Source organism: Mariniluteicoccus endophyticus, assembly GCF_054780035.1.
The window spans coordinates 83,547-104,529 of record NZ_BAAGXC010000010.1 but is presented as its reverse complement, the minus strand read 5'-3'; the positions used below and the strand labels follow the sequence as shown (position 1 = coordinate 104,529).

Below are 20,983 nucleotides of genomic sequence, written 5' to 3'. Positions count from 1 at the left end.
CTCAGTCCTCTCGGTCGATCCACGCCCCCGAAACTGTCAGTGCCGTCGGGACAGCGAGCACCGCGATGAGGAGCGGCGCGACGAGGCTGGTGGGCGGCACGGACCACCAAGCCCAGGCGGTGATCAGGACGCCCCAGGCGATCCAGACCATGGCGGACAGCGACGACGCGATCGAGCAGGCCCGGGAGGATCGGATGGAGCGCGCTGCGACGATCGCGGCTGCGGCGACGAGATGCCACCACGCCCAGTGGACGAGGCCGGCGTGGCGTACGAACCCGACGATCTGGAGGGGCGCGTCGAGTGGGGGGACGGCGGGCACGGCGCGCCCGACGACGTGGAGCACCGCCATCCCGAGATGGGCAATGACGAGGCCGACGGTGATGCGCTCGAGGAGCCGCCGCCGGTGCGCGAGATCAACGGTCAGGGACATCGGCTCAGTCCTTGGCGAGCACGTCGGGTATGGGGTCAGGACTGGACCGAAAGGACAGCGGCAACGGCGCGCTGGATTGTGCCGTCAGTGATGGCTGCGGGATCGGTGCCGACCTGCGCGAGACGCGCCGCGACGCGGGCACGTGACGGCACACCCTCGGCGGCCAGCGACTTGAGGGCCTGCCCCCACTGATAGTCGTAGGCCCCGGCGATGGTGATCGGACCACCGCCGTCGTCGGTGGTTTCGACGGCGAGGACACGCACGATGGGGGCGGCATCGTAGGTGCTGTGGCCCGCTGCCTCCATGGCGAGATGGATGCGGGAGCGCAGCCCCTCATCTTCACGTGCGAGATTAATCTGGGTGAGTGTCGGTGCGGTCATGATGTGTTCTCCTTTGTGTTCAGTCGATCCAGGTGATGGTGCAGTCGAGGACGCGGTTCGTGCCGGTGAATGCCACGTCCACCTTGAGCCAGAGAGACCCGTCAGCGGCGAGAAAAACAGCTCCGTTGTTGCCGCCGCCTTGTATGGCCCACGTCCCCACCGCGCCAACGGATGGCTTCACGCTCGACGTGGCGACCCTGCGGTCTCCGACTCCGGGCGGGTCCTCAGGGTTCAAGGTGAACGTCAAGCACTTGACGGCGCCGACGCTTTTCAGTACCTGATTTCCGGGCGTCCGCCACGGCGACACAGCGGTCAGGATGTTGCCGACAGTCTGGGGCTGGTGGGAGTGATCCGACCGCGCCACGGTCGTGGCCGACCCCGACCCCCCAAAATGTGCCGCGAGGGTGCGGTTCGCCGACAGGTCACCGCCGCCGGTGAGCCCCGCCCCCGCACCGATCGTGCGCGAGTTCAGCCCCTCCACCTCGTACATCCGGTGGGTGTGGCTCGTCGGCTCGCGAGCGTCGGTCAGCCTCGGGTCGAGCACCGACACCCACGCCTCCTCCGAGGTGATCGGTGTCGAGAACTCGCCCGACACCAGGTCCCCCCGGTCGATGGGGGCCTTGAAGTCAGGGACGATCCCGACGTCGTTGGACGTGAGCTGGGTCGCCACCCCGGCCAGGGTCGTCACAGGCTGCTCCGCGCCGGTGTTACGGTCCACGAAGCTGACGCTCGCGTTCTTGATGAGGGTGTTGGTCAGGGGGTCGTAGAGCGGGATCCCGCGGTAGGTGTAGTCAGGCATGTGAGACCTCTCAGGACAGGCGGGTCATGGAGAACCACGAGTGGACCGGATACCAGGCGAGCTTCGCGGTCGTCGCGTCATGCCAGGTCAGCAGCAGGAACCGGTCACCGGGGCCGAACTCGTACTCGGCGTCGGCGCTGGGGATGGATCCGTTCATGGGGGCGACGTCCTCGGCGATGCGCATGCCGATGTCGGCGCGCATCGGATCGCCCGCGTCCCAGCCCTGCGGGTCGAACTTCGGATTCACCCGGATCTGCGCCCAGGCGAGCGCGGTCGGGTCAGATGCGCCCACCCACTTGGGGCGCCACGTCAACCGGTACGTGCCGGGGGTCGGCGGCGTCATCGCCTTCCCCGCGCCACTCCAGGCCGGGCCGGGGTCCATCGTCGTGCAGCGTGCGAGCTCGCCGGTTGCCTGCCGGATCGGCGGGGCGAGCATCGACCGTCCTGGCGCGACCGATGCGCCGTCTGCCTGGCCGTTCCAGATCTGTCCGCGCCAGGTACGTGCGGCCGATGGCGCCCACACGGGCTGGGAGTTGCGGTCCAGAACGCGCCGGTACTCGACGTCGTTGACGATGGCGCGTGCGCCCACCGGCGCGTCGGGCCAGCCGCGCAGGTCACCGATGACGGCGACTTTCGACGGGAACGAACGGAGGTCGATGATCGTCCCGACATGCGTCTGTCCGGCGACCACCTGCACCAGCGCCAACGGCTGGTCGTCTTTGAGCATCGTCGCCGACAGCTTGTCGAGGGTCGGGAGACGGTCGAACTGGTCGCCGGGCCGGTAGTCGATCGTCGTCGACCCGGTCAGTGACGCCCAGTCCCGACGGGCGACGATCGCAAACCACTGCTGGCCGGAGGCCACCGACGGCAGCGACAGCGTCCCCGCGTCGAAAACGTCCATGATGCCCTTGCCGTACGCGGTGCCGGCGGCGATGGAGACGGCACGGTCCCCGGCCGTCGGGGTGATCTTGAGGTCACCCGGCCCGCCGACCGCATAGTCGGACCCGAAAAACACACTCGCACGCGAGTACGCGTCGGTCGGCATGCTGCCGGGATAGCCGTACGACTTGGTTGCGGTGTACGCCATGTCATCTCCTCTCGAGGCCGCCGAGGCGGCGGTTCATGCCAGCGAACACGCGGGCCATGTCCTGGGACGAGTCGTCCTCGATGTCGCCGATGTGGGGGGTGCAGACCAGGCCGTCGGCGGCGGTCCAGTCGATCTCGACCTCGGTGACCTGCTCGGTGATCGTGACTGTGCCCGCCATGAGCTCGCAGGTGAGGAAGTCGCCGACGGCGAAGGTGGCGCCGAAGCGGAGGACGTCGCTCTCGGCGAGGGTGGCTGACAGGCTGCGCTGCGTGGCGGCCAGCAGGTTCGCCTCTGCCGTGGCCTCACCCGCCATGTCGGTCGCATCCGCCGTCGACCGCGCGTCCTTGAACGAAACCCCTCGGTCGTCGGGAGCCACGGTCGTGGTCGAGGTGGCACGTGCGAACGCCCGATCGACAGCCTCCCCTTGCCCGCCGAGGATGACACCGGAGCCCCGGGGACGCTTCTCGACGAGCGTCCACGATGCGATGGCGCCGGACCCGTCGGTGACGGGCACCGGATGGCGTACGGCCTCGACCACGTCTAGCCACCGATCAGCGGGGTCCTCACCGACAGCGGGGTTGCCGGGGGTGATCGTGACGACCAGCCCGGCGCCGGTGACCAGCGGCAGGAATCGGTCGTGGCCGAGCTCGTGCATGCGCATCGACGCGGTGATCGTGCCCCCTCGGCCCCGGTCGGGGCGGACCTTCAGGGTGGAGCCGGTCGCCGCGGCCGCATACCGCTTGAGGACGGTCTCGGCTGGGCCCGTGAGCGTCCAGTACTCGGCGTCACGCCTGTAGGTCTCGGCCCCTCCCGCCGTGGCCGCGCCGACCTTCTTGCCCGGCTCGACGATGCACCGCCACAGTGCGCGCAGGTGCGATGAGCATCGGACCTCGACCGACCCGTACGGGCCGATGGTGCGGGTCTCCTCGACCGGCCCGGTGAAGACCCTGGCACCGCGCACGTACGCCTCCAGCCATGCGTCCGGGCGCACGAGCGCATCGGTGATCGGATCGTCGGAGGCCACGGTCACGTCCAGGTCAGAGACCGCGTTCACGCGCACGCTCCCCGAGACCTTCTCGGGAAGTGCGACCATGCCGAGCAGCCCGGCACCATGCCCGGGGATGTCCCCCCAGACCTCGACGCGCACGTCATCCATCGTCACCACGCCCTCAGGTAGTTGGGGCGGAATCCGAGCTCGATCCACCCGGCGCCCGCCAGGATGACGGTGAACGGCACGTGATCACCCGCCGGGATCGGTGCGAAGTCGCGCCGGTCGAGGCGGTGGATCAGGTTCTCCCTCAGGCCCTCGGGGCCGAACCGGCGCACCGACGGGCCGGCGGGGTCGGTGACGATCTCCAACCCCTCGTCCGCGCCGGCTGCCTCGAAGTCGGAGCTGTCGGGCCAGTGGATCTCGTGGCCGTCGAGGATGATTCCGGCCTCAGTGAATGGGCCGTGGATCCGCCATGTGGGCCATGCCGGAAGGTCGCCGGGGTTGGTGACCGTGGTGTCGATGACCGACTGAGACGCGCTGATCCAGAACGGCGCTGCGGCGCCGCGCTGCGTCCACTCGCTGACGGGCAGAGCGCCGCCGCCGAAGAAGTTCCTCTGAGTCGGCGGCGCGAACTGCTGCGCGCGGACGGGGCCCTGCCAGAACGGCCACGGCGCCTCGAGCGTGACCCCGTAGTTCGTCCAGCCGTGCGCGGCCGGGTCGTGGTCGAGGGCGTTGTCGGCATCGGCGTAGAAGAGCCTGAGTTCTCGATAGTCACCGCCGGGAGTGGTGATCCGCCACCAGCCGCCGATGTCGGGGTGAAGTGATGCCCAGAACCGCCGGTCGATGGCCAGCCAGTCAGTCGACGAGATGTCCGACCACACGTGCAACGGCCAGAACGCCTCGCGGGGCGGGACCCGCCAGCCGCGGAGGATCGCCCCGTGGCGGCCGGGCGACGTCGTACGCCGGCGGTCGACCTTGGGCATGAGCAGCCCCTCGACACCCGCCCGCCGAAGAGCGATACCCCGGCCGACGAGGTCGAAGACGTCGCCGTTGTCGGACCGCCACTCGACGCCGAGGCCCTGCCACTCCGACCGTGCCACGGGCAGGGTGGGGGTCCCGTCCGGCGGGTTGACCAGCGTGCTCTGCCCCAGCGCGACGATCGCCATGTCAGACTCCCATCCCAGCGCGCTTCATCGCGCGGCGTCGACGCTTCTCGAGCTCGTGCGCCAGCTCATCGGGGTCCCATCCGACGTTGCCCTCGATGACGATCTTCGTCTCGCCCGTGAGGTCGCCGCGGAGCAGGGCCTCAGTGTTGCGGTTGTTCAGCACGGTCTCCCCGCCGCCCATGTGGACGAGCTCGCGGCCCCGCTCGCCGATGAGGGCCCACCCGGAGGCGGCGGAGTCGGTCCCCCGCCAGTAGCCGAACTTCGCCAGGGCGCTGTCGGCCCAGCCAGCGTGCTTCTGGTAGTACGGCTCGTACGGCTTGTACGGGCGCTGCACCCACGCGGCCGCCTGCCACTCCGGCTTGGTCGCCCAGTTCGGCTGGTCGTAGAGCGACGGCAGCTTCCCTCCGCCGGGCATCCGCTTGCCGTACAGGAACAGCCGCAGCGCGTAGTACGGGTCGTTGAGTTGCGCGATGGTGCCGTCGCCGCGGCCGGGCCGGTTCTGGAACAGGCCGGCGTCGCCGTTCTCGTCGGTCGTGTAGTCGGGCTGCATCGAGCATTCCTGCATGACCGTCATCAGCGCGATCTTCATCGCCTGACGGTTCGCGCCCAGGGCCTTGCCGGCCTTCATCAGCGCTTCGGCGACCTGCCACTGCGACCCCGACACGGGCGCGGCAGGCCCGGACAGGCCGGGATCGGCGCCGGCCGGCAGGAACGTCTTGATCTTCTCGACCGCCGAGTCCAGCAGGCGCGTGCCCATGCCCTTGGCGACGTCGACGAACATTCCCGCGCCGGGGATCTTGTCGATGAGCGACCGGACCGGCGACGCCAGCTTGTCAGTGACCCACCCCATCATCGCCGCCAGCGGGCTGAACCCGCCGCTGCTACCGCCCGCGTCCGCGGCGTTGACATTGCCTCCGCGGACCTCGAAGTGGAGGTGCGGTCCGGTCGACTTGCCGGTCGAGCCGATCCGGCCGATGAGCTGGCCGGCCTTCACCACGTCGCCGGGCCGCACGAGGATCACGCTCTGGTGCGCGTACTTCGTGGACTGGCCGGCATGGTTGATGTTCGTCTCGTTGCCGTAGCTGACGTTCTTGTGCGAGACGTTGGCGACCACGCCGTCCTTCCAGGCGTAGATCGGCGAGCCCATGCCGAGGCCCATGTCGCCGGCCCACGTCGCCCCGTAGTACGGCAGACGGTGGGGGCGTACGGGGCCGGGGGTGGGCAGGGTGCCGCCGAGGAAGAAGCCGGGGAGCTTCCGGCCAGCCATGATGGCGTCGACGACCGGCTTGTTGCGGGCGTACTGGCGGCGGGAGATGACCGGCTCACCGGAGGCGACCGTGGCCTGGGGGCGGCCCGCACGGTCGATGACGAGCATGTCGTCGCCGCTGCTGACACCCGGCCCGGGCAGTACGCCACCGCGCCAGAAGCCGGGCACGGAGACAGGCTTGATCTTGAGGTTGTCGAGCTTCAGCAGCCCCGCCAGCTCGTTCCAGCCCTTGATGATGCCGTTGTTGATGACCGTGTCGATGACAAACCGCACAGGGTCGCCGGCGGCTCTCCTCAGCCCGTCCCAGATCCGGCCGATGCCGTCGACGCCGCTCTGGAAGAAGGCCTTCACGGCGTTGAGGCCGCGGTCGATCGTGCCCTTGACCCACTCGATCGAGTCGTTCCCGACGCGCTTGACGAAGTCCCACAGCCCGTTCCAGATGGCCTGGACGGTGTTGCGGATCCCGTCGAAGATGCCCTCGACGAACTGGCGGCCGGTGACGAGGAACATCTGGATCTCGAACCATCGAGTCATGAGGAACGACTTGATGCCGTTCCACAGCCCGGTCCAGAGTCCGGTGATGAACGACCCGAACGCGGAGAGTCCGGCCTTGATCGCGTCCCAGGCCATGAGGAGGACCTGTTGGACCGCGGCGATCGCGCCGCTGACGACGGCCTTGATGACGTCCCAGATGCCGGAGAGGATCTGAAGCACGCCGTTCCAGGCGCCCTGCCAGTCCCCGGTGATGAGGGCCATGACCGTGCGGATGATGCCCTGGACGATGTTGAGGGCGCCGCCGATCACGCCCATCACCGTCGACATCACGATGCGGATGAGAGCGAGGATGTTGTCGCCCCACATCGACCACAGGCCGCGGATGATGCCGAGGACGAGCCCGACGGCGGTCGAGATCAGGTTCATCGCGCCGCCGATGATCTGCCCGACCATCGTCATCGCGCCGTTGATCTGCGGGGACAGCTCCTGGAACTGGCCGACGATCGTGCCGACGAGCTGGGAGATGATCGGGCCGACGGTGTTGTAGATGTTCATCACGGCGCCGACGAGCCCCATGAACGCGGGGATGACGTTGATCTGCACCGACTGCCACAGCGAGTCGAACGCAGGCTTGAGGACAGTGCCGAACAGGGTCCCGATCTGGGCGAGAATCGGCATGAGCTGCGACTGGACGGTGGCGCCGACCTGGGAGAGCGTGTCGCGGAGGCTCGAGCCGACGAGGACCATGCCCTCGAGGTCCTCGCGCGGGAAGTCCGCGGGGAGCGTCCACCCGGCCCAGAACTCGGACACGGCCTGCTTGGCGGTGAGGAACGCGTCGCGGAGGGTGAAGATGATGCCGATCGCGGCGTTGTCCTCGTCGATCCCGAACGGCGAGTTGTCGGCGTTGAAGTCGCCGGTCTTGAACATGTCGAACACGCCGGCGGCGGCCTTGCCGAACGCCTCGATGGCGGGCACGCCCTTGGCCGAGATGAAGCCCATCGCCGACGACATGGCGGGCAGGAACGCGCCGCCGATCTTCGTCTTGAGGTCTTCCCACTGGGCGGCTGCACGCTGCTGCTTCCCGGCGAACGTATCGCTCTCGCGGGCGAAAGCACCTTGGGCGTCCTTGGTCTGACGGAACAGCACGGCGAGGCGGGCCTGCGCCTTGGCCTGCTCCAGTGCGGCGCCTTCGAGCTTGGACTGGCCGCGGGCGGCGAGCTCGGCGTTGATCGCAGTCTCGTTGATCGCGACGCCGTACTTCTCGATGGGGTCCGCCTCGCCACGCATGAGTGACGAGATAGCCTCGACGGCTTCCTGCGTGGACCCGCCGAACTGGGCGGCGAGGTCGGCGCCGAGCCCGATGAGCTTCTGCGTCTCGCCGGTGAAGTCGGTGATGCCCTTGTTCTTGAGGCCGGCGCCGACGACGGTGGCGAGCTCGTTGTAGGCGTTGCGGGACAGGCCCAACCCGGTCGCGGCCTTCTGCGAGGCGGCGTCGATGACGCCGGCGTTCTGCTTGAAGATGGCGCCGACGCCGCCGATGGACTGCTCGAGCTTCGACGCGGCATCGATGGACGAGGTGAACGCGGCACCGACGGCGGCGCCAGCCGCGGCGGCGGCACCGATGAGGCCCATCTTGAGCGTGCCGCCGAGCGCGCCGAGGCCGCCCTTGACCTTGCCGTGGATCCCGCCGGTGATCGACTCGCCGGACTGAACGCCGGCGGCGGCGGCTTGTGTGCGGAGGCCGCTGAACGGATTGAGTCCTCCGAGTCCGCCACGGATGCGGGCGGTCGCGGCGGTCACGAAGTTTTGGCCGGCCTCGTCCCCTTCGCCGCGGGCACGGCCGGACAGGGCGGAGAGCGGGTTCAGTGCCGACAGTCCGGTGCGTACGCGGCTGGTGATGCCGTTGACGAGGGCCTGCCCGGCGTCCCCGGCGGCAGAGCGGGCCGAGGCGACGACGGGCGCGAACGGCTGCAGAGGTGCCAGGATCGTGGTGATGCGGGTCTTGGCCGTCGACCCGAATGCGGTAGCGGCGTTCGTCGCCGAGGAGGTGGCCTTGCTGACGATCCCACCAAACGGGTCGAGCCCGGACAGCGCCGTACGGGCGCGGGTCGACAATCCGGTCCCGAATGCCTGCCCGGCCTCGACTGCGGACGTGCGGGCCTTCGACACGAGCCCGGAGAACGCGGTCGTGGCTGGGCGTACGGAGTCGGCCAGGTTCCGGCCGACCTGCGCGGCGGCCTGCCGGGACTCGGTGCCGAGCTTCGCGAACGGCGACCCGATCGACGCGAACGCCGACTTCACCTTCGACGCCGTCGTGGTCGCGGACTGGGCGGTCTGGGCGTTCGCGGCCTTGAGCTCGTTCTGGGCTGCCTTGAGCTTGTCGACCTCGCCGGCGGTGCGCTGGGTCGCGAGAGCCTGCTTGGTGCGGGCGTTCGCGAGGCGGTCCTCGGCCACGAGGATCTGGGAGTCCTTCGCGCCGGCGTCGCGGAGCTCCTGGAGCTTCTTCTCCTCAATGGCGACCTTGCGGCTCGCGGCGGCCTCGGCGTCGCGCGCGGCCTTGACCTTCCCCACAGCGGTCTGGGCGGCCTTCGCGAGGGCGTCCTGGTCGCGTTCGGCAGCCTTCGTGGCGCCGGCGGACTGGGTCTCGAACTGGCCCTTGAACGCGGTGCCGGCCTTCCCGCCGAGCCGGGCGAACGCCTTCCCGATGCCGCCCTTGTCGGAGGTGATCGCGGTGCCGAGACCTTCGGTCGAGATACCGACCGACACGTAGGTCGACGCGAGCTCGATGGCCTCGGTCACCGCACATCACCTGCCTTGCATCATCTGGAAGAACCCGCGGGGGGTCATGACCTGCTCGGTCGTCGCGGGGGCGGCCATCCACGGGGGCCGTTCGACCTCGTACGGGTCGCGGACCTTCCCCGGCCGCTTGGTGAGCACGACGGGCACACCGGCGTTGAGGCGGGCGAGGATCGCGGCGAGGAGCTCGGTCTGCTTGGCGAGGAGCTCACCGACGTTGCCCCAGGCGTTGTGCTGGTCTCGCTCGCGTGCGAACTCGGCGACCTCCTCGAGCTCGTCGACTTCGAGCTCGAGGAGGTCGGCCAGGCTCATCCCTGTGGCGATGGAGAGCCTGGCCAGCGAGGTCAGCCGTTCGCTTTTCCCCGGGGCTCCGCGTAGCGGTCGAGCTCGTCGACCGACAGGAACCAGTCGTCGAACGCGGAGTCCTCCTCGCGCTCGCTGGCGGTGGCGCGGTGGGCCGTGCCGTTGGGGCCGGGGCGGCCGAGCATGTGCCAGACGAGCCACATGAGCTCGCGTACGCCGGACGGCTCGGCGTGGCCGAACTTGGCCTCGAAGACCAGCAGCGCGGCGGGACGGTTGGGGTTGATGCCCTTCGACTTGGAGCCGTCCTCGTACCAGACGCGGATGCGCTCCTGCAGCTGCTTGGTGTCGTCGCCGGCGGCGGTCTTCGCGAGGGCCTTGCGGGTGTCCTCGGTGTCGTCGTAGCCGCTGTCGTTGGGCGCGAGCAGGGCGCGGGTCTCGGTGTCGGGGTCGTACTGGCTCAGGTCGACGTGTGCCTGGTCGAGGGCGACGCCGGGGTCGGTGGTGCCGGTGTCGGGGGTGAAGCTGTTCTCGCTCATGGTTCTCCTTCGGGAAACAGGAAGCGCGTCACCTGGTGGTGACGCGCTGGATGCTCAGGTTCAGGGGTGGGGTGGAGGGCCGGGCGGGCGGAGAACCTGAGCGTGAACACGCCCGCCCGGCCCGGTCTCACGGCGCGGTCGGCGCGAATGCGGGGTCGTTGGTGTCCATGAAGAACGGCTTCTTGCCGCTGCCCGTGGCCAGCGCGGTCCACTCGTTCGGGAGGACGATCGAGTCGTTCCGCACGAGGGAGAACTCGACCTCGGCGGAGTTCTGCGCACGCCGGAAGCCGAAGCGGTAGGTCGCGTCGCCGTCGATCATGTCGATGTAGAGGCGGCCCTCGGGGATCTTGGCCTCGTCGGGCTCCCATCGGTAGAGCGCGGGCTCTGCGGCCGGGTTACTGCCAGCGTCCTTGAGCTGGGAGATGGAGCCACCCATGGTCGCCAGCCACTGCTCGCGGGCCATCTGGCGCAGGCTGAACGAGGCAGAGCGGGGCTCGGCGGTGACGAGCTTCCGGAGCGGGTCCATGGACTGCCAACCCATGATGTCCTCGACCTCACGGCCGAAGTTGAACGTGACGCCATCCTCGGTGGTGTAGCCGAGGTCGATGGCGGTGGCCGGGACCGCGAGGTCGGTGGGGTCCGGGCTGTCGAGGTCGGGGTCGAAGAGGACACGGCCCGAGAGCGCGACCCGGACCTGGCGAGCATTGAGTCCCATGGGGATTCTCCTTCATGTGGGTGTGTACCCCGGCCCGGGTCGGACTGGGGTGTCGGCTCACGCGCCAGCCAGGCGTGCGGTGAGCTGCCCGGTGAACACGTACCGGGGGAACTGGGTGAGGGGGTCCGGCAGCCAGCGCGGGAGGGTCGCGGAGGCGGAGTAGATGAGTGCCGGCCCATGAGGCGCCTCGTAGGTGCCGGACAGGGCGTTGATGTGGGCGACGGTCTCGCGGGCGAGGAGGGACGCCAGGGACGGGTCTTCGGCCCACACCTCGCCGGCGATGGTGGGGGTGTGGAGGACGACCGCGTGGGGTTCCGCGCCGCCGGTGGCGGTCAGGCGGACGATGGGCAGGGTCGGCTCGGACCAGTTCTCGGCGAACGGCCGGTCGGGGGTGACGGTGACGTCGGGGTGGTCGGCGGTGAGGAGCTGGTGGAGGATCGCGTTGATCGTGGCCTCGACGTCGAGGGGGATCAGCTGGGGAGGCATCAGGCCCTCCGTCCTCCGTCGATGGCGCGGATCAGGGTGAGGTCGCGGAGGTCCTGCTCCTGCGCTTCGGGCGTGGTGGGCTGGACGGTCTCGCGGTACCGGTTGGTCGACTGCTTCTCGGGCGGGACAGCGGCGAACCCGGGACCGGCCGCGGCGGCGATTCCTTCGGCGGCGCGGTGGATGCGGGCCTTCGCGGCCGGGCTGGTGCGGAGCTTGCGGAAGCCGGCGATGTTGAGCTTCGTCTTGCCGACGGTGATGGTGACGGGCCCGTTCGCCATCAGCGCTCCAGCGGGTCTCCGGGCTGGGTGGCGAGGCCGGCGTCCTCGACGATGGAGGTCCAGCCGCCGGCGGCGAAGATCGCGACCTGCTCTCCCCCGCGGGTGACGTACAGGGACTCGCCGACCTGGTCGACCTCGGCGTCGGCGAAGCGGAACGCGTTGCCGTGGACGTCGACGACGGTGAACGCGGTCGGTGCGGGGCGGCTCATCCGGTGACCTTCCTGACTTCCACCTCGAGGCGGAACTTGCGTCCGGTGAAGTGGTTGACGATGCGGCCCGCGTCGGGGTCGCCGATGGTCTCGTAGACCTCGCCGCGGATGCGCCAGCGGTCGAGCTCGTGGGCGGGCTGGTCGTGGTCGAGGAACAGCGTGGCCGGGGAGACGGTGGTGGTGCCGTTGACCTCGGTGGTGACGGCCGGGTCGAGGCCGGCGCCGTCGATGCGTTCCTCGGGGCCGTACGTCTTCACCAGGCGGCGCTGGTCGTTCATCTGCTCCCCGGCGTACGGGATGCGGTACACGGTCTCGCCGTGCTCGAACGCGGCCATCAGGGCAGGTCCCTGGGCGGGCGGGCGAACAGGTGACCGTAGTCGCCTGCGGGCGGGAACGACCCGCGGGGCAGGCCGGGCACGGCCGTGTCGACGGGTGCCGTGCACAGCGCGGCCAGCTCGCGCTTCTCCTCCTCGGTGAAGCGGCTCGTGGCGTACGCGGGGAGCTGTGCGGGGCGGGTGGTGTAGTTCTGCCGGCCCGCGGACTCGGACGCCACGAGCTGGGCGCGCATGTCGTGCCAGCGTTCGATGGCCTTGCGGATGACGGACTTGGCGTACGCCAGGTCCTCGGGATCGGCGGATTCGGTGAGCAGGCAGGGAGCGAACCGGGACACCTCGGCCAGGAAGTCCTCGACCATGGTCTGGGCGTTCTTCGCGCCCAGGTAGGCGATGTCCGCCTCATCGATGAGTGCCACGGTTCGCTCCTCTACGGGTCAGGCCTGAGCGGCCTTGATGGCCTCGACGACTTCCGGCTTCCGGGTCGCACCACCGAGGTCGATGGCGTGCTCCTCGGCGTACGCACGGAGCTCGGCGAGGTTCATGTCGTCGATGGACTTCTCGGGCTCGTCGCCCTCGTCCGGCGTGGGCTTGTCGCCCTCGCCGGTGACGACGAGCTTGTCGACGTCGAGAGTGGCGATCTCGCCGTCGGCGAGCTCGGAGACCATCTGCTTCTCGACGAGCCGCTCGAGCTCGTCCTGGGACACACCCTCGGGCAGGCGGTTGCCCTGCTCGACGATGAGCGCGGAGGCGCCGACGACGACGCGGACCGCTGCGGCGGTCACGACGTAGGCGGCCATCAGAGCGTCGTCCCCGTGATCTCGATGCCGGCCTTCGGGTTACGGACGACCGGCACGTCGCACTTGCGGATCTGGACGCGCGTCGAGTCGTACTTCTCGCGGTACGACGCGACCTCGATGTTCGACCCGTTCGCGGCCGACAGCTGGCGGTACTCCGGCGACGGCACGTTCTCGTGGCCGATGCCGCCGAGGTTGTCGACGTCGATCACGGTGGGCACCCAGCCGGCGGGCAGGTCGTCGGAGACGACCCAGTTGAGGCCGAGGATGTTCGGCACGCCACCGCTGACGACGGGGTTGCCCGCCTCGCGCGGCAGGACCGACACCAGCGGCGCGGCGACCTTGGCCCACTGGGGCCCGGTCAGGACGACCGCGGTGGCGGTGTAGCCCAGCTTGAGCGAGCGAATCGCGGCCTTGGCGGCCTCGACGTCGGCGATGATCTGCGCGGCCGAGGACCACGAGCCACCGGCGAGGGTCTGGGTGATGGCCGACTGGACGACGCCCATGGCGAGCGCGTCGAACGTGGAGACCATCTTGTTCGCCATGAGGGCGTTGCCGCGCTCGACGGGGTCGAGCAGGAGGCGGCCGACTTCCTCGTCGGTGTACTCGGTGCCGAAGCCCTTCTTCATCGCCGCGACGATCTGCATCTGGTCGCGGTCGAGGGTGATGAGCGGGTACTCGGCGCCGGGGGCGACGGTCTCGGGGCCGTCCTTGGCCTCGGTGGCCTCGTCGGGGAAGTAGACCAGGGCACCGCCCTGCATGATGTAGCGGCCCTGCAGCACGTAGTGCGACAGGAAGTTCCGCGCGGCGACGATCTCGTCGAAGCGGCGGGCCAGGAGGGTGGGCGACTTGAGGAACGCGAGGACCTCAGCCGCCGTCATGCCGCCGTTGTAGGCGGACGCGGGCACGGGGTAGGTGAGCATGGTTCACTCCCTCTCTCAGGCCCGGAGGACCTGGACGGTGGCACCGTCGGCGGCGGCCGAGATGGCCAGGCCGATGGTGTCGGTGGTGCCGGTGGCGACCTTGCCGCCGGCTGCGGAGACGACGCGGTCGCCGGCGGCGATCGCGCCAGCGGCGGTCATGGTGTCGACGACGCCAGGCATGTGGACGACGACGTCGGTACCGGTCTTGGCGTCGTGGCCGACGGTGCCGAGGACCTTCTTCGACGCCGCGCCGGCGACGCCGCAGGCGCGGTCGCCGGTGACCTCGACGACCTGGCCGCCGGTCATGTCGGTCGTCGCACGGAACGTGACAGCCTGGCCGGGCTTGAACTTGAGCAGGTGGTCTGCCATGTCAGTTCTCCTCCTTCTTGGTGAAGAGGCGGTTGTAGAGGGAGTCCTCGTCGTTGGCCTCGTCGACGCCGCCGGTGTAGCCGGCCTCGTTGACGTTCACGACGGGGTGGAGCGACGCGAGGGTCTTCTCCGAGCCGGGGTCGTTGGCGAGGTTCGCGAGCCACTCCTCGCGGCGGGCGGGGGCGATGCGGCCGTCGCGGATCGCGTCCTCGACGAGCTGGGCGCGGTGGTCGGCCAGCTGCTGCTTGCGGGCGTCGCGGCCGTCCTGGGCGTCGCGCTGGAGCTGCTCGAGCTGCGCGGCGTCGATGACGACGGTGCCGGGGGCGGGGGTGTCGTTGGTGGGCTGGTCAGCGGCGCGCTCCTGCAGGGCCTCGTCGAGCGCGGCCAGCAGGCCGTCCTCCGTGAGGTCCTCGGCGGTGATGCCGAGCCGATGACGCAGACCCTCGATGAGCTTCTGGGACACGGGGTCCTCCTTCTCGTGGGTGGTGGTGGATACCGGCTCGGCCGGTGTGGCTGCCTCGGGGGCGGCCTGGAGCATCGCCGTGATGGCACGGTCGACGCCCTCCCAGTCGCGGCGCGCGCGGCTGGAGTCGGTGGGGATCTTCGGCGCGGGCGCGTTGTCCCGGCCTGCGTGGTTGAACACGGTGAGGTCGAACCGGTTCTCGGGGTCGGCCTCTTTGGCCTTGTCGACGCGGTCGGCGAGGCCCGCGGCGACGGCTTCGTCGGCGGTGAACCAGGTCTCGGCGAGCATGACCTCGCGCCAGTCGGCGGCGGTGCCGCCGGCGCGCTGGGCGTAGACGTCGGCGATGTTGTCGGAGACCTTGGTGAGGAAGTCCGCGATGTCCTGCATGTCGGCGGCGGTGCCCCAGCAGATCGCGGAGGCGTCGTGGACCATGAGCTGGGAGTTGCGGCCCATGACGATCTCGTCGGCGCCCATCAGGAGGAAGCTCGCGGCGGACGCGGCCAGCCCGTCGACGACGGCGACGACGTTCGCGGGATGGCGGCGGATCGCGTTGAGCATCGCGATCCCGTCCCACACCGACCCGCCGGGGCTGTTGACGTAGAGGTTGATCTGGTCGGTGTCGATCGCGGCGAGCTCGCGGACGAAGTCCTGGGCGGGGACGCCCCACCAGCCGCCGATCTCGTCGTAGATGTAGACGTCGGCGGCGGTGCTCTCGTCGTCGGCCTTGTTCTCGATCCTGAACCACTGGCGGGGTTCGATGTCGGCCGGCGGCTTGTGCAGGCTGACCATGCTGGCGTGCGTCACGTGCCCTCCTCAGGGGTGGTGTCGGGCTTGGGTTCTTCCTGCGCTGGCGCAGGTTCGGGGGGAGGCATGGATGCTTCGAGCCCTGCGCCGGCTTCGTTCAGGAGGGCGCGTGGCTCGTCGGCGGTGATGACCTTCCCGACGCCGAGGTAGAGCTTCTGGATCATCTGGGCGAGCGCTTCCGGGCCGATCGGCCTGGGCCCGGAACCTGCGCGTGCGGGGAGGTCGTTGCGGTCGCGGATGTGCTCCTCGAGCGCCTCATCAGGAGTGATGGCGCCGCAGTCGATGAGCGCCTTGATGGCTTCGGCCGTCAGGGGGGTGTTGGACCCGACCTCGTCGAACACGAGCTTGGGCGCGGGGGTGTCGGTCCCGAAGTTGATGTCGACGAGGTCCTCGATGACGTGCTGCTGGGTGACGTCACGGATGGCCTCGGCGTACGACTGGAGGCTCATCGTGAAGAAGTCCGCGAACGTCGAGCCGAGCGCCCACGAGCCGGTCTCGGTGCCGAGGTTCAGGAAGTGCGCGAGGACGGCGCGGGCGATCTGCTCGTCGTAGTAGCGGATGACCGGGTCGGCGTCGGGCAGGGTGCCGCCGACGCCCTTCATGGACAGGTCGCCGCCGTTGGGGACGGCCGCGCCGGCGCTCTCCCCCGACCTCAGCCCCTTCGCGGTCGCGAGGCCGGCGGCCAGCTCGGCCTCCTGGTGCTTCTGGGCAGCCTCGCCGGTGAGCCCTTCAGGCAGGGTGCCTGCGGTGTAGACCGGCACGCCGAGACCGTTGCGGTCGAGGGTGAGCGACTGCGTACGCAGGGCGCGGTCCTTGAGGAGCCAGAACTTGTACGCGGGGCGGAGGAGGGACTGCCCGAGCCAGTTCCCGCCCTCGCGGTCGTGGACGTACGCGACGAGCGCGTCCACGGGGATGCGGGGCGACTTGCCGCCGGCGCCCTTCTGCTCGATCGCGACCAGGCCGCCGTCGGCGGCGACGTCGACAGCGCCGATGGTGCGCGGGGGACGCCATGCGAGGCGCCGCAGCCGTGCCATGCCGTGGTCGTCGATGCGGTAGACCTGCTCGAAGAAAGCGTGCCCGAACGGCAGCATGGTGAGCGCGTGGCGGAGGTGGTTGGCCCACGAGAACCGGTCGCGGGCGCGGAGCACGGGGCGGGCCTCCTGCCCCTTGATGGGCAGGCCGAGGTTGTCGGCGACGAACTCGACGACGTCGGTGTCGGCGCCGTCGGGGTCGATCCGCCATGCCGTACGCCGGATGGGGAGGGTGACGGCGCGGAGGACGGACATGACCTGCGCGTCCTGGCGGCGCATCTGGTCGTAGATCTCGATGCACTGCGGCCACCGCAGCTCGGGGGTGTCCTCACCGTCGTCGGTGCTCCACCAGCCCGTCATGTTGGAGGTGTAGCCGCGCTCGGTGCGGGGCATCCCGTTGATGTCGGCCATGGCCCTCCTCTCAGAATCCGGCGGTGGCGATGCCGGCGGCGACGGCCACGTCTGTGGTCTTGAGCGCCTGCGGCAGCGGGGGCGGAGGCGGCGGTGCGGCCTCGGTCTTGGTGTGGAGCCAACGGGCGCCGACGGCGGCGACCAGCGGGGAGGCGTCCCGCGGGGATGCCTTGCGGTCGATCACCGACGCACCGCCGGACAGGATCTTGATGACCGCCGTGCCGGCGGCCTGGTTGAGCACCTTCTGCGAGGTGTGGCGGATATTGCGGTCTCGGACGGCGTCGTAGAACCCGCCCAGCGCGGTCGAGGCGTCCGGGCCACCCCACTCGACCACCTCGAGGCCGGCGTCCTCGAGGTCCTGCTTCAGGGACCACGCCTGCGAGCCGCGCTGGATCGCGATGCGGTAGCCGGCACGGTGGGGTTTCTTCGGGTCGGTGAACCAGCCGACAATCCAGTCCGTGCCGTAGCGGGCGGCCGCGACCTCGACCTGCGGGACACCGTCGGGCCGGTCGCCGCAGACCACGACGTACGCCGCGGACCGGTTCCACGACACGTCGAGGCAGGCGTCGACCTTGGACGGGTCGATCTTCTCAGACGCGGGTACCAGGCCGTCGTCGTCGAGGTCGACCGCGCAGCGTTCCCACGCCCCCGATGGGAACGGCCCCTCGAGGCCGCCATCGGACCACTGGCACAGGACCTCGGTGCGGAAGATCCACTCGGGGTCGGTCCGGCACGCGGACGCGATCGTGCGTTCCTCGATGGTGTAGCCCATCGACGGGTTCGCCATCGCCCATGCGTCGCGGTCGTTCACGTCGCAGTCCGGCGGGGCGGACCACTCGAAGATCCCGAGGTCGTCGGCGTCGACCTCCATGTCTTCGACGTCGACGTCCTCCAGCTCGGCGTCGTGGCCGGCCATGATCTCGAGGTCGTCCTCATCGGGGAGGAGAGTGTCGGCGTCGTCGGCGGCGTTGATGCCGTCCGGGTCACCGATCGCCTCGTGCGCCTTCTTCCGCAGGTAGCGGAGCACGACCGACGTCATGTCGCCGGCGTTGGACAGGCACCAGATCTGCGCATCCGGGCGCGCCATCGTCGTCTTGGTGATGGCTCCCCATGCGTCCCATGACTGGTGCTCGCGGAGCTCGTCAAGGAGGATCCGGTCGCCGGACAGGCCGCGGCCGGCGCGACGGTTGGCGGCCTTCACGCGATACCGCTGCCCACCCTCGAGGAGGAGGGCCTTCTTCCCGTTGACGCGGATGACCTTGCCGATCTCCTCGGCGAGTACGTCGACCTCCTGCGCGATCTCGACGGCGCCCTCCCACACGTCCTCGGCGGTGTCGAGGTCCTGCGCGGTCCCGAGCACGGTCCGCGTACGCAGCACGTACAGCCAGTACAGTGCGAGGACCTGCGACAACGTTGACTTGCCGTTCTGGCGCGCCACGAGGACGACGACGTTGCGGAACCGGAGGCCGCCGTCGCGCCGCCGCTCGAGGGCGTGGATCAGGAGCCACTTCTGCCACGGGAGCAGTTCGATCTCGAGGACGTCGGTGGCGAAGTCGATGACGGCGAAGCCGTGAGACGTCTTCCGCGTGAGCTCGCGCAGCGGCGGGGTGTAGACCCGGGGAACCTCGCTCCCGTACCGCTTCTTCCCCCGGGGTTTGCGCGGGTCGCGCTTGCGTGGGTCGCCGGAGCGGCTACGCGCCTTCTTCTGCTCGGAGGACGCTGAGCTTGGTTGCCTTGCCGCCACGCGCCGCGTCCTCCTTCTTCTGGCCCTCGATGCGGACGCGGCCAGCGGGTGAGAGGCCGAGCGCGTCGAGGTACTTGAGGAACGTGGGGACCGAGACGTTGTCCATCGGCAGGTTCGGCGGCTTCTCCCCCGCCTCCGCGCTCAAGGTGAGGACGCGGTCGCGAACGAGGTCCTCGGTGTCGATCTTCTTCGCGAGGAACCGTGCCGCCTGGACGAGTGCTTGGTCGGCTGGGGTGATCTTGTCGCCAGCCGCGGCGATGGACACCTCGAGCTGCTCGGAGATGGGTCCGACGTACTCGCCCTCGTAGCCGGGGACCTCGCGGGGCTCGCCGCGAAGGTCGTCGACGGTCATGTCGGCGAGTGCGACCATGCCGCCGCGCTTCTTCGCTGGCCTGCAGGGCTCGCAGTACTTCCGTGCGGGGTGGGCTTCGGCGGCGAGTTTGTCCCCGCAGCCTGCGCACCGCCGCGCACGAGGCATCGTCACGTCCCCCGGATGATCTCGCCGAACGCGCCCGTGCGGCCGCTGGATCGGATCACGCGGGACGGCTCGTCCTCTCCGAGCTGGGCGAGGCACTCGTGGAACGTCCACTCGTTCTCTCTGCGCTCCGACGCGAAGATTACGGTCTTCCCCGCGCGGATGTCCGCGAGGAGCCCTGCGACGATGTAGCGGTTCATGACACTCCTTCCGCGCGCGCGTGCGCGCAACCCCCTGAGGGGCCCCGGGGGGGAGATGGCCCAGTACCGGCGCACTTGGCCGGCGCCCGCGCTGTGGATTTTTTTCCGGGGGTCCGTCAGCGCTTCGCGCGGCGGCGGGGCTCCTCGGTGACAGGGGCGGTCGCATCCTCGGTACCCGTGGGGGTCGACTCAGCAGGGGCCGACTCAGCAGGGGTCGGTTCAGCGTCCACCGAGGCTCCCGAACCGAGGGCGGTCGGGGCCTGCTCTCGGGCCGTCACAGCGTCCTGCGGGGCGGTCGCATCCTCGGTACCCGTGGGGGTCGACTCAGCAGGGGCCGACTCAGCAGGGGTCGGATCAGCGTCCACCGAGGCTCCCGGACCGAGGGCGGTCAGGGCCTGCTCTCGGGCGGTCACAGCGTCCTGCGTGGACGTCGGGATGGCCTCGATGGCAGCTCGTGCAGCAGCGGGGTCGTCGCTGTCCACGGCCGCGAGCGCAGCCTGCCGCTTGGACATGGCGAGCAGGGTCTCGGCGGGAATCGCGAGGATGTGGTCGCGGATGGTCATGGCGTCTCCTACCAGTCGTTACTTCTGGGGCCGAGGTTTGGCATCCCCTGGCCGGCGCCCGCCGAGGAGTTGCATCCGCGGTGGGCGATCCCCTTGATGTTGCCGGGGTCCTCGGCGAGGTGTGGGTGTGTGGACACGGGGAGGGCGTGGGCGAGGGTCGCCTCGTTCGGGCTGTTGCGGGGGGCGTCCCAGTCGATGGCCTGGCTGCACTCGCAGCACGGCAGGTCGCGGGCACGCCACGCCGCCTTGGTCCGCGCCGCGAGCGCGCGGAAGTTGCGTGTCGTACGGCCGTAGTGCTTGGAGGTCACTGGTGTCCTACCCTGCTGCCGGCAGCGGCCCTGCGCTGGGTCATGATGTGTGGCATGACTCAGCCTCCAGTTGACCCTCGTGCCGCACTCGCCCAGCCCGGTGATGTCTGGGTGTCGATCGGCAAGCCAGTTACTGGCATCGGCGGTGTGAAGGTCCGCCTGAACCGCCAGTACCTCTTCTTCGAGCGGGGGACGCTGCGTACGGACTCGCAGCAGGTCCCGCTTGTCATGGTCGCGGACGTGGACTCATCGCAGTCCATGCAGCAGAAGATGCGCGGCGTGGGGACCGTGAAGGTCCATGTGAACCGGCCGACCGGCCCCGAGACGGTGATCCTCGAGGACCTCCCGGACTTCAAGGATGGCGTACGCGCGATCAACGACATGGCTCGTGATGCTCGGGTGGCTGAGCAGCGGGCGAGGAACACGCAAACGATGCAGTACCAGGGCCTTCCGCCACAGCAGCAGGCCGCGCCGGCGCCGGTGCAGCCGGCCGCGCCGTCGTCGGAGGATGTCTTCGCGCAGCTGGAGAAGCTGGGCGAGATGAAGGACAAGGGGTGGATCTCTGAGGACGAGTTCCAGTCGAAGAAGACGGAGTTGCTCGGCCGTATCTGACTTCCTGAACGGC

Annotated in this window: 26 protein-coding genes; 1 reads left to right on the top strand and 25 read right to left on the bottom strand. The window is 69.8% G+C overall.

Annotated features, from left to right (window positions below; translation table 11 throughout):
* Position 1: 1 nt before the first annotated feature.
* From ACYVGD_RS03420 to ACYVGD_RS03300, 25 genes are all read right to left on the bottom strand, one after another.
* A complete protein-coding gene (locus ACYVGD_RS03420; protein WP_460741585.1) occupies positions 2–430 on the bottom strand; it encodes a hypothetical protein in 429 nt (142 codons plus the stop codon).
* A gap of 35 nt (positions 431–465) precedes the next feature.
* Positions 466–810: a hypothetical protein gene (locus ACYVGD_RS03415; protein WP_460741584.1), complete on the bottom strand. Its 345-nt coding sequence runs from the start codon at positions 808–810 to the stop codon at positions 466–468.
* Positions 811–829: 19 nt separating this feature from the next.
* Positions 830–1,609: a hypothetical protein gene (locus ACYVGD_RS03410; RefSeq protein ID WP_460741583.1), complete on the bottom strand. Its 780-nt coding sequence runs from the start codon at positions 1,607–1,609 to the stop codon at positions 830–832.
* A gap of 10 nt (positions 1,610–1,619) precedes the next feature.
* Positions 1,620–2,696, bottom strand: a complete 1,077-nt coding sequence (locus ACYVGD_RS03405) for a hypothetical protein (RefSeq protein WP_460741582.1) — start codon at positions 2,694–2,696, stop codon at positions 1,620–1,622.
* Position 2,697: 1 nt separating this feature from the next.
* On the bottom strand, positions 2,698–3,852 hold the full coding sequence (locus ACYVGD_RS03400; protein WP_460741581.1) for a Gp37-like protein: 1,155 nt from the start codon (positions 3,850–3,852) through the stop codon (positions 2,698–2,700).
* A gap of 2 nt (positions 3,853–3,854) precedes the next feature.
* On the bottom strand, positions 3,855–4,853 hold the full coding sequence (locus ACYVGD_RS03395; RefSeq protein WP_460741580.1) for a hypothetical protein: 999 nt from the start codon (positions 4,851–4,853) through the stop codon (positions 3,855–3,857).
* Between the two features lies 1 nt (position 4,854).
* Positions 4,855–9,414, bottom strand: a complete 4,560-nt coding sequence (locus ACYVGD_RS03390) for a peptidoglycan DD-metalloendopeptidase family protein (protein ID WP_460741579.1) — start codon at positions 9,412–9,414, stop codon at positions 4,855–4,857.
* A gap of 6 nt (positions 9,415–9,420) precedes the next feature.
* Positions 9,421–9,723: a hypothetical protein gene (locus ACYVGD_RS03385; protein WP_460741578.1), complete on the bottom strand. Its 303-nt coding sequence runs from the start codon at positions 9,721–9,723 to the stop codon at positions 9,421–9,423.
* 32 nt (positions 9,724–9,755) lie between these two features.
* The gene (locus ACYVGD_RS03380; RefSeq protein ID WP_460741577.1) at positions 9,756–10,250 is read right to left on the bottom strand and encodes a hypothetical protein; all 495 of its coding nucleotides are present in this window, start codon (positions 10,248–10,250) and stop codon (positions 9,756–9,758) included.
* Positions 10,251–10,377: 127 nt separating this feature from the next.
* Positions 10,378–10,965, bottom strand: a complete 588-nt coding sequence (locus tag ACYVGD_RS03375) for a phage tail tube protein (protein WP_460741576.1) — start codon at positions 10,963–10,965, stop codon at positions 10,378–10,380.
* Between the two features lie 57 nt (positions 10,966–11,022).
* A complete protein-coding gene (locus ACYVGD_RS03370) occupies positions 11,023–11,451 on the bottom strand; it encodes a hypothetical protein (RefSeq protein ID WP_460741575.1) in 429 nt (142 codons plus the stop codon).
* Positions 11,451–11,729 carry a hypothetical protein gene (locus tag ACYVGD_RS03365; protein ID WP_460741574.1) on the bottom strand — a complete coding sequence of 93 codons (279 nt, stop codon included), beginning with the start codon at positions 11,727–11,729 and terminating at the stop codon, positions 11,451–11,453. The genes ACYVGD_RS03370 and ACYVGD_RS03365 overlap by 1 nt, the downstream gene beginning before the upstream one ends.
* Complete coding sequence (locus ACYVGD_RS03360) at positions 11,729–11,938, bottom strand: hypothetical protein (RefSeq protein WP_460741573.1); 210 nt, start codon at positions 11,936–11,938, stop codon at positions 11,729–11,731. The genes ACYVGD_RS03365 and ACYVGD_RS03360 overlap by 1 nt, the downstream gene beginning before the upstream one ends.
* Positions 11,935–12,273 carry a hypothetical protein gene (locus tag ACYVGD_RS03355; protein ID WP_460741572.1) on the bottom strand — a complete coding sequence of 113 codons (339 nt, stop codon included), beginning with the start codon at positions 12,271–12,273 and terminating at the stop codon, positions 11,935–11,937. The genes ACYVGD_RS03360 and ACYVGD_RS03355 overlap by 4 nt, the downstream gene beginning before the upstream one ends.
* Positions 12,273–12,689 carry a hypothetical protein gene (locus ACYVGD_RS03350; RefSeq protein ID WP_460741571.1) on the bottom strand — a complete coding sequence of 139 codons (417 nt, stop codon included), beginning with the start codon at positions 12,687–12,689 and terminating at the stop codon, positions 12,273–12,275. The genes ACYVGD_RS03355 and ACYVGD_RS03350 overlap by 1 nt, the downstream gene beginning before the upstream one ends.
* Before the next feature lie 18 nt (positions 12,690–12,707).
* On the bottom strand, positions 12,708–13,070 hold the full coding sequence (locus ACYVGD_RS03345; RefSeq protein WP_460741570.1) for a Rho termination factor N-terminal domain-containing protein: 363 nt from the start codon (positions 13,068–13,070) through the stop codon (positions 12,708–12,710).
* Entirely contained in the window at positions 13,070–13,990 is a 921-nt protein-coding gene (locus tag ACYVGD_RS03340; RefSeq protein ID WP_460741569.1) for a phage major capsid protein, read from the bottom strand. Before ACYVGD_RS03340 ends, ACYVGD_RS03345 begins: the two co-directional genes overlap by 1 nt.
* 15 nt (positions 13,991–14,005) lie before the next feature.
* Complete coding sequence (locus ACYVGD_RS03335; protein WP_460741568.1) at positions 14,006–14,359, bottom strand: capsid cement protein; 354 nt, start codon at positions 14,357–14,359, stop codon at positions 14,006–14,008.
* Position 14,360: 1 nt separating this feature from the next.
* Positions 14,361–15,626: a head maturation protease, ClpP-related gene (locus ACYVGD_RS03330; RefSeq protein WP_460741567.1), complete on the bottom strand. Its 1,266-nt coding sequence runs from the start codon at positions 15,624–15,626 to the stop codon at positions 14,361–14,363.
* Positions 15,623–17,068, bottom strand: coding sequence for a phage portal protein family protein (locus ACYVGD_RS03325; RefSeq protein WP_460741566.1), 1,446 nt, complete (start codon positions 17,066–17,068; stop codon positions 15,623–15,625). The genes ACYVGD_RS03330 and ACYVGD_RS03325 overlap by 4 nt, the downstream gene beginning before the upstream one ends.
* A 10-nt stretch (positions 17,069–17,078) precedes the next feature.
* Positions 17,079–18,812, bottom strand: coding sequence for a hypothetical protein (locus ACYVGD_RS03320; RefSeq protein ID WP_460741565.1), 1,734 nt, complete (start codon positions 18,810–18,812; stop codon positions 17,079–17,081).
* On the bottom strand, positions 18,760–19,182 hold the full coding sequence (locus ACYVGD_RS03315; RefSeq protein WP_460741564.1) for a terminase small subunit: 423 nt from the start codon (positions 19,180–19,182) through the stop codon (positions 18,760–18,762). The genes ACYVGD_RS03320 and ACYVGD_RS03315 overlap by 53 nt, the downstream gene beginning before the upstream one ends.
* A gap of 110 nt (positions 19,183–19,292) precedes the next feature.
* A complete protein-coding gene (locus ACYVGD_RS03310) occupies positions 19,293–19,487 on the bottom strand; it encodes a hypothetical protein (protein ID WP_460741563.1) in 195 nt (64 codons plus the stop codon).
* Between the two features lie 116 nt (positions 19,488–19,603).
* Positions 19,604–20,050, bottom strand: coding sequence for a hypothetical protein (locus ACYVGD_RS03305; RefSeq protein WP_460741562.1), 447 nt, complete (start codon positions 20,048–20,050; stop codon positions 19,604–19,606).
* A gap of 8 nt (positions 20,051–20,058) precedes the next feature.
* Entirely contained in the window at positions 20,059–20,358 is a 300-nt protein-coding gene (locus ACYVGD_RS03300) for a hypothetical protein (protein ID WP_460741561.1), read from the bottom strand.
* Positions 20,359–20,412: 54 nt separating this feature from the next.
* Here ACYVGD_RS03300 and ACYVGD_RS03295 point away from each other — a divergent pair, with 54 nt between their 5' ends.
* Positions 20,413–20,970: an SHOCT domain-containing protein gene (locus tag ACYVGD_RS03295; RefSeq protein ID WP_460741560.1), complete on the top strand. Its 558-nt coding sequence runs from the start codon at positions 20,413–20,415 to the stop codon at positions 20,968–20,970.
* Positions 20,971–20,983 lie beyond the last annotated feature (13 nt).

Excerpts from the sequence above, each read along its gene's own strand:
- ACYVGD_RS03420 (WP_460741585.1), bottom strand. The coding sequence starts at position 430 with ATGTCCCTGACCGTTGATCTCGCGCACCGGCGGCGGCTCCTCGAGCGC.
- ACYVGD_RS03415 (WP_460741584.1), bottom strand. The coding sequence starts at position 810 with ATGACCGCACCGACACTCACCCAGATTAATCTCGCACGTGAAGATGAG.
- ACYVGD_RS03410 (WP_460741583.1), bottom strand. The coding sequence starts at position 1,609 with ATGCCTGACTACACCTACCGCGGGATCCCGCTCTACGACCCCCTGACC.
- ACYVGD_RS03405 (WP_460741582.1), bottom strand. The coding sequence starts at position 2,696 with ATGGCGTACACCGCAACCAAGTCGTACGGCTATCCCGGCAGCATGCCG.
- ACYVGD_RS03400 (WP_460741581.1), bottom strand. The coding sequence starts at position 3,852 with ATGGATGACGTGCGCGTCGAGGTCTGGGGGGACATCCCCGGGCATGGT.
- ACYVGD_RS03395 (WP_460741580.1), bottom strand. The coding sequence starts at position 4,853 with ATGGCGATCGTCGCGCTGGGGCAGAGCACGCTGGTCAACCCGCCGGAC.
- ACYVGD_RS03385 (WP_460741578.1), bottom strand. The coding sequence starts at position 9,723 with ATGAGCCTGGCCGACCTCCTCGAGCTCGAAGTCGACGAGCTCGAGGAG.
- ACYVGD_RS03380 (WP_460741577.1), bottom strand. The coding sequence starts at position 10,250 with ATGAGCGAGAACAGCTTCACCCCCGACACCGGCACCACCGACCCCGGC.
- ACYVGD_RS03375 (WP_460741576.1), bottom strand. The coding sequence starts at position 10,965 with ATGGGACTCAATGCTCGCCAGGTCCGGGTCGCGCTCTCGGGCCGTGTC.
- ACYVGD_RS03370 (WP_460741575.1), bottom strand. The coding sequence starts at position 11,451 with ATGCCTCCCCAGCTGATCCCCCTCGACGTCGAGGCCACGATCAACGCG.
- ACYVGD_RS03365 (WP_460741574.1), bottom strand. The coding sequence starts at position 11,729 with ATGGCGAACGGGCCCGTCACCATCACCGTCGGCAAGACGAAGCTCAAC.
- ACYVGD_RS03360 (WP_460741573.1), bottom strand. The coding sequence starts at position 11,938 with ATGAGCCGCCCCGCACCGACCGCGTTCACCGTCGTCGACGTCCACGGC.
- ACYVGD_RS03355 (WP_460741572.1), bottom strand. The coding sequence starts at position 12,273 with ATGGCCGCGTTCGAGCACGGCGAGACCGTGTACCGCATCCCGTACGCC.
- ACYVGD_RS03345 (WP_460741570.1), bottom strand. The coding sequence starts at position 13,070 with ATGGCCGCCTACGTCGTGACCGCCGCAGCGGTCCGCGTCGTCGTCGGC.
- ACYVGD_RS03340 (WP_460741569.1), bottom strand. The coding sequence starts at position 13,990 with ATGCTCACCTACCCCGTGCCCGCGTCCGCCTACAACGGCGGCATGACG.
- ACYVGD_RS03335 (WP_460741568.1), bottom strand. The coding sequence starts at position 14,359 with ATGGCAGACCACCTGCTCAAGTTCAAGCCCGGCCAGGCTGTCACGTTC.
- ACYVGD_RS03325 (WP_460741566.1), bottom strand. The coding sequence starts at position 17,068 with ATGGCCGACATCAACGGGATGCCCCGCACCGAGCGCGGCTACACCTCC.
- ACYVGD_RS03315 (WP_460741564.1), bottom strand. The coding sequence starts at position 19,182 with ATGGTCGCACTCGCCGACATGACCGTCGACGACCTTCGCGGCGAGCCC.
- ACYVGD_RS03310 (WP_460741563.1), bottom strand. The coding sequence starts at position 19,487 with ATGAACCGCTACATCGTCGCAGGGCTCCTCGCGGACATCCGCGCGGGG.
- ACYVGD_RS03305 (WP_460741562.1), bottom strand. The coding sequence starts at position 20,050 with ATGACCATCCGCGACCACATCCTCGCGATTCCCGCCGAGACCCTGCTC.
- ACYVGD_RS03295 (WP_460741560.1), top strand. The coding sequence starts at position 20,413 with ATGACTCAGCCTCCAGTTGACCCTCGTGCCGCACTCGCCCAGCCCGGT.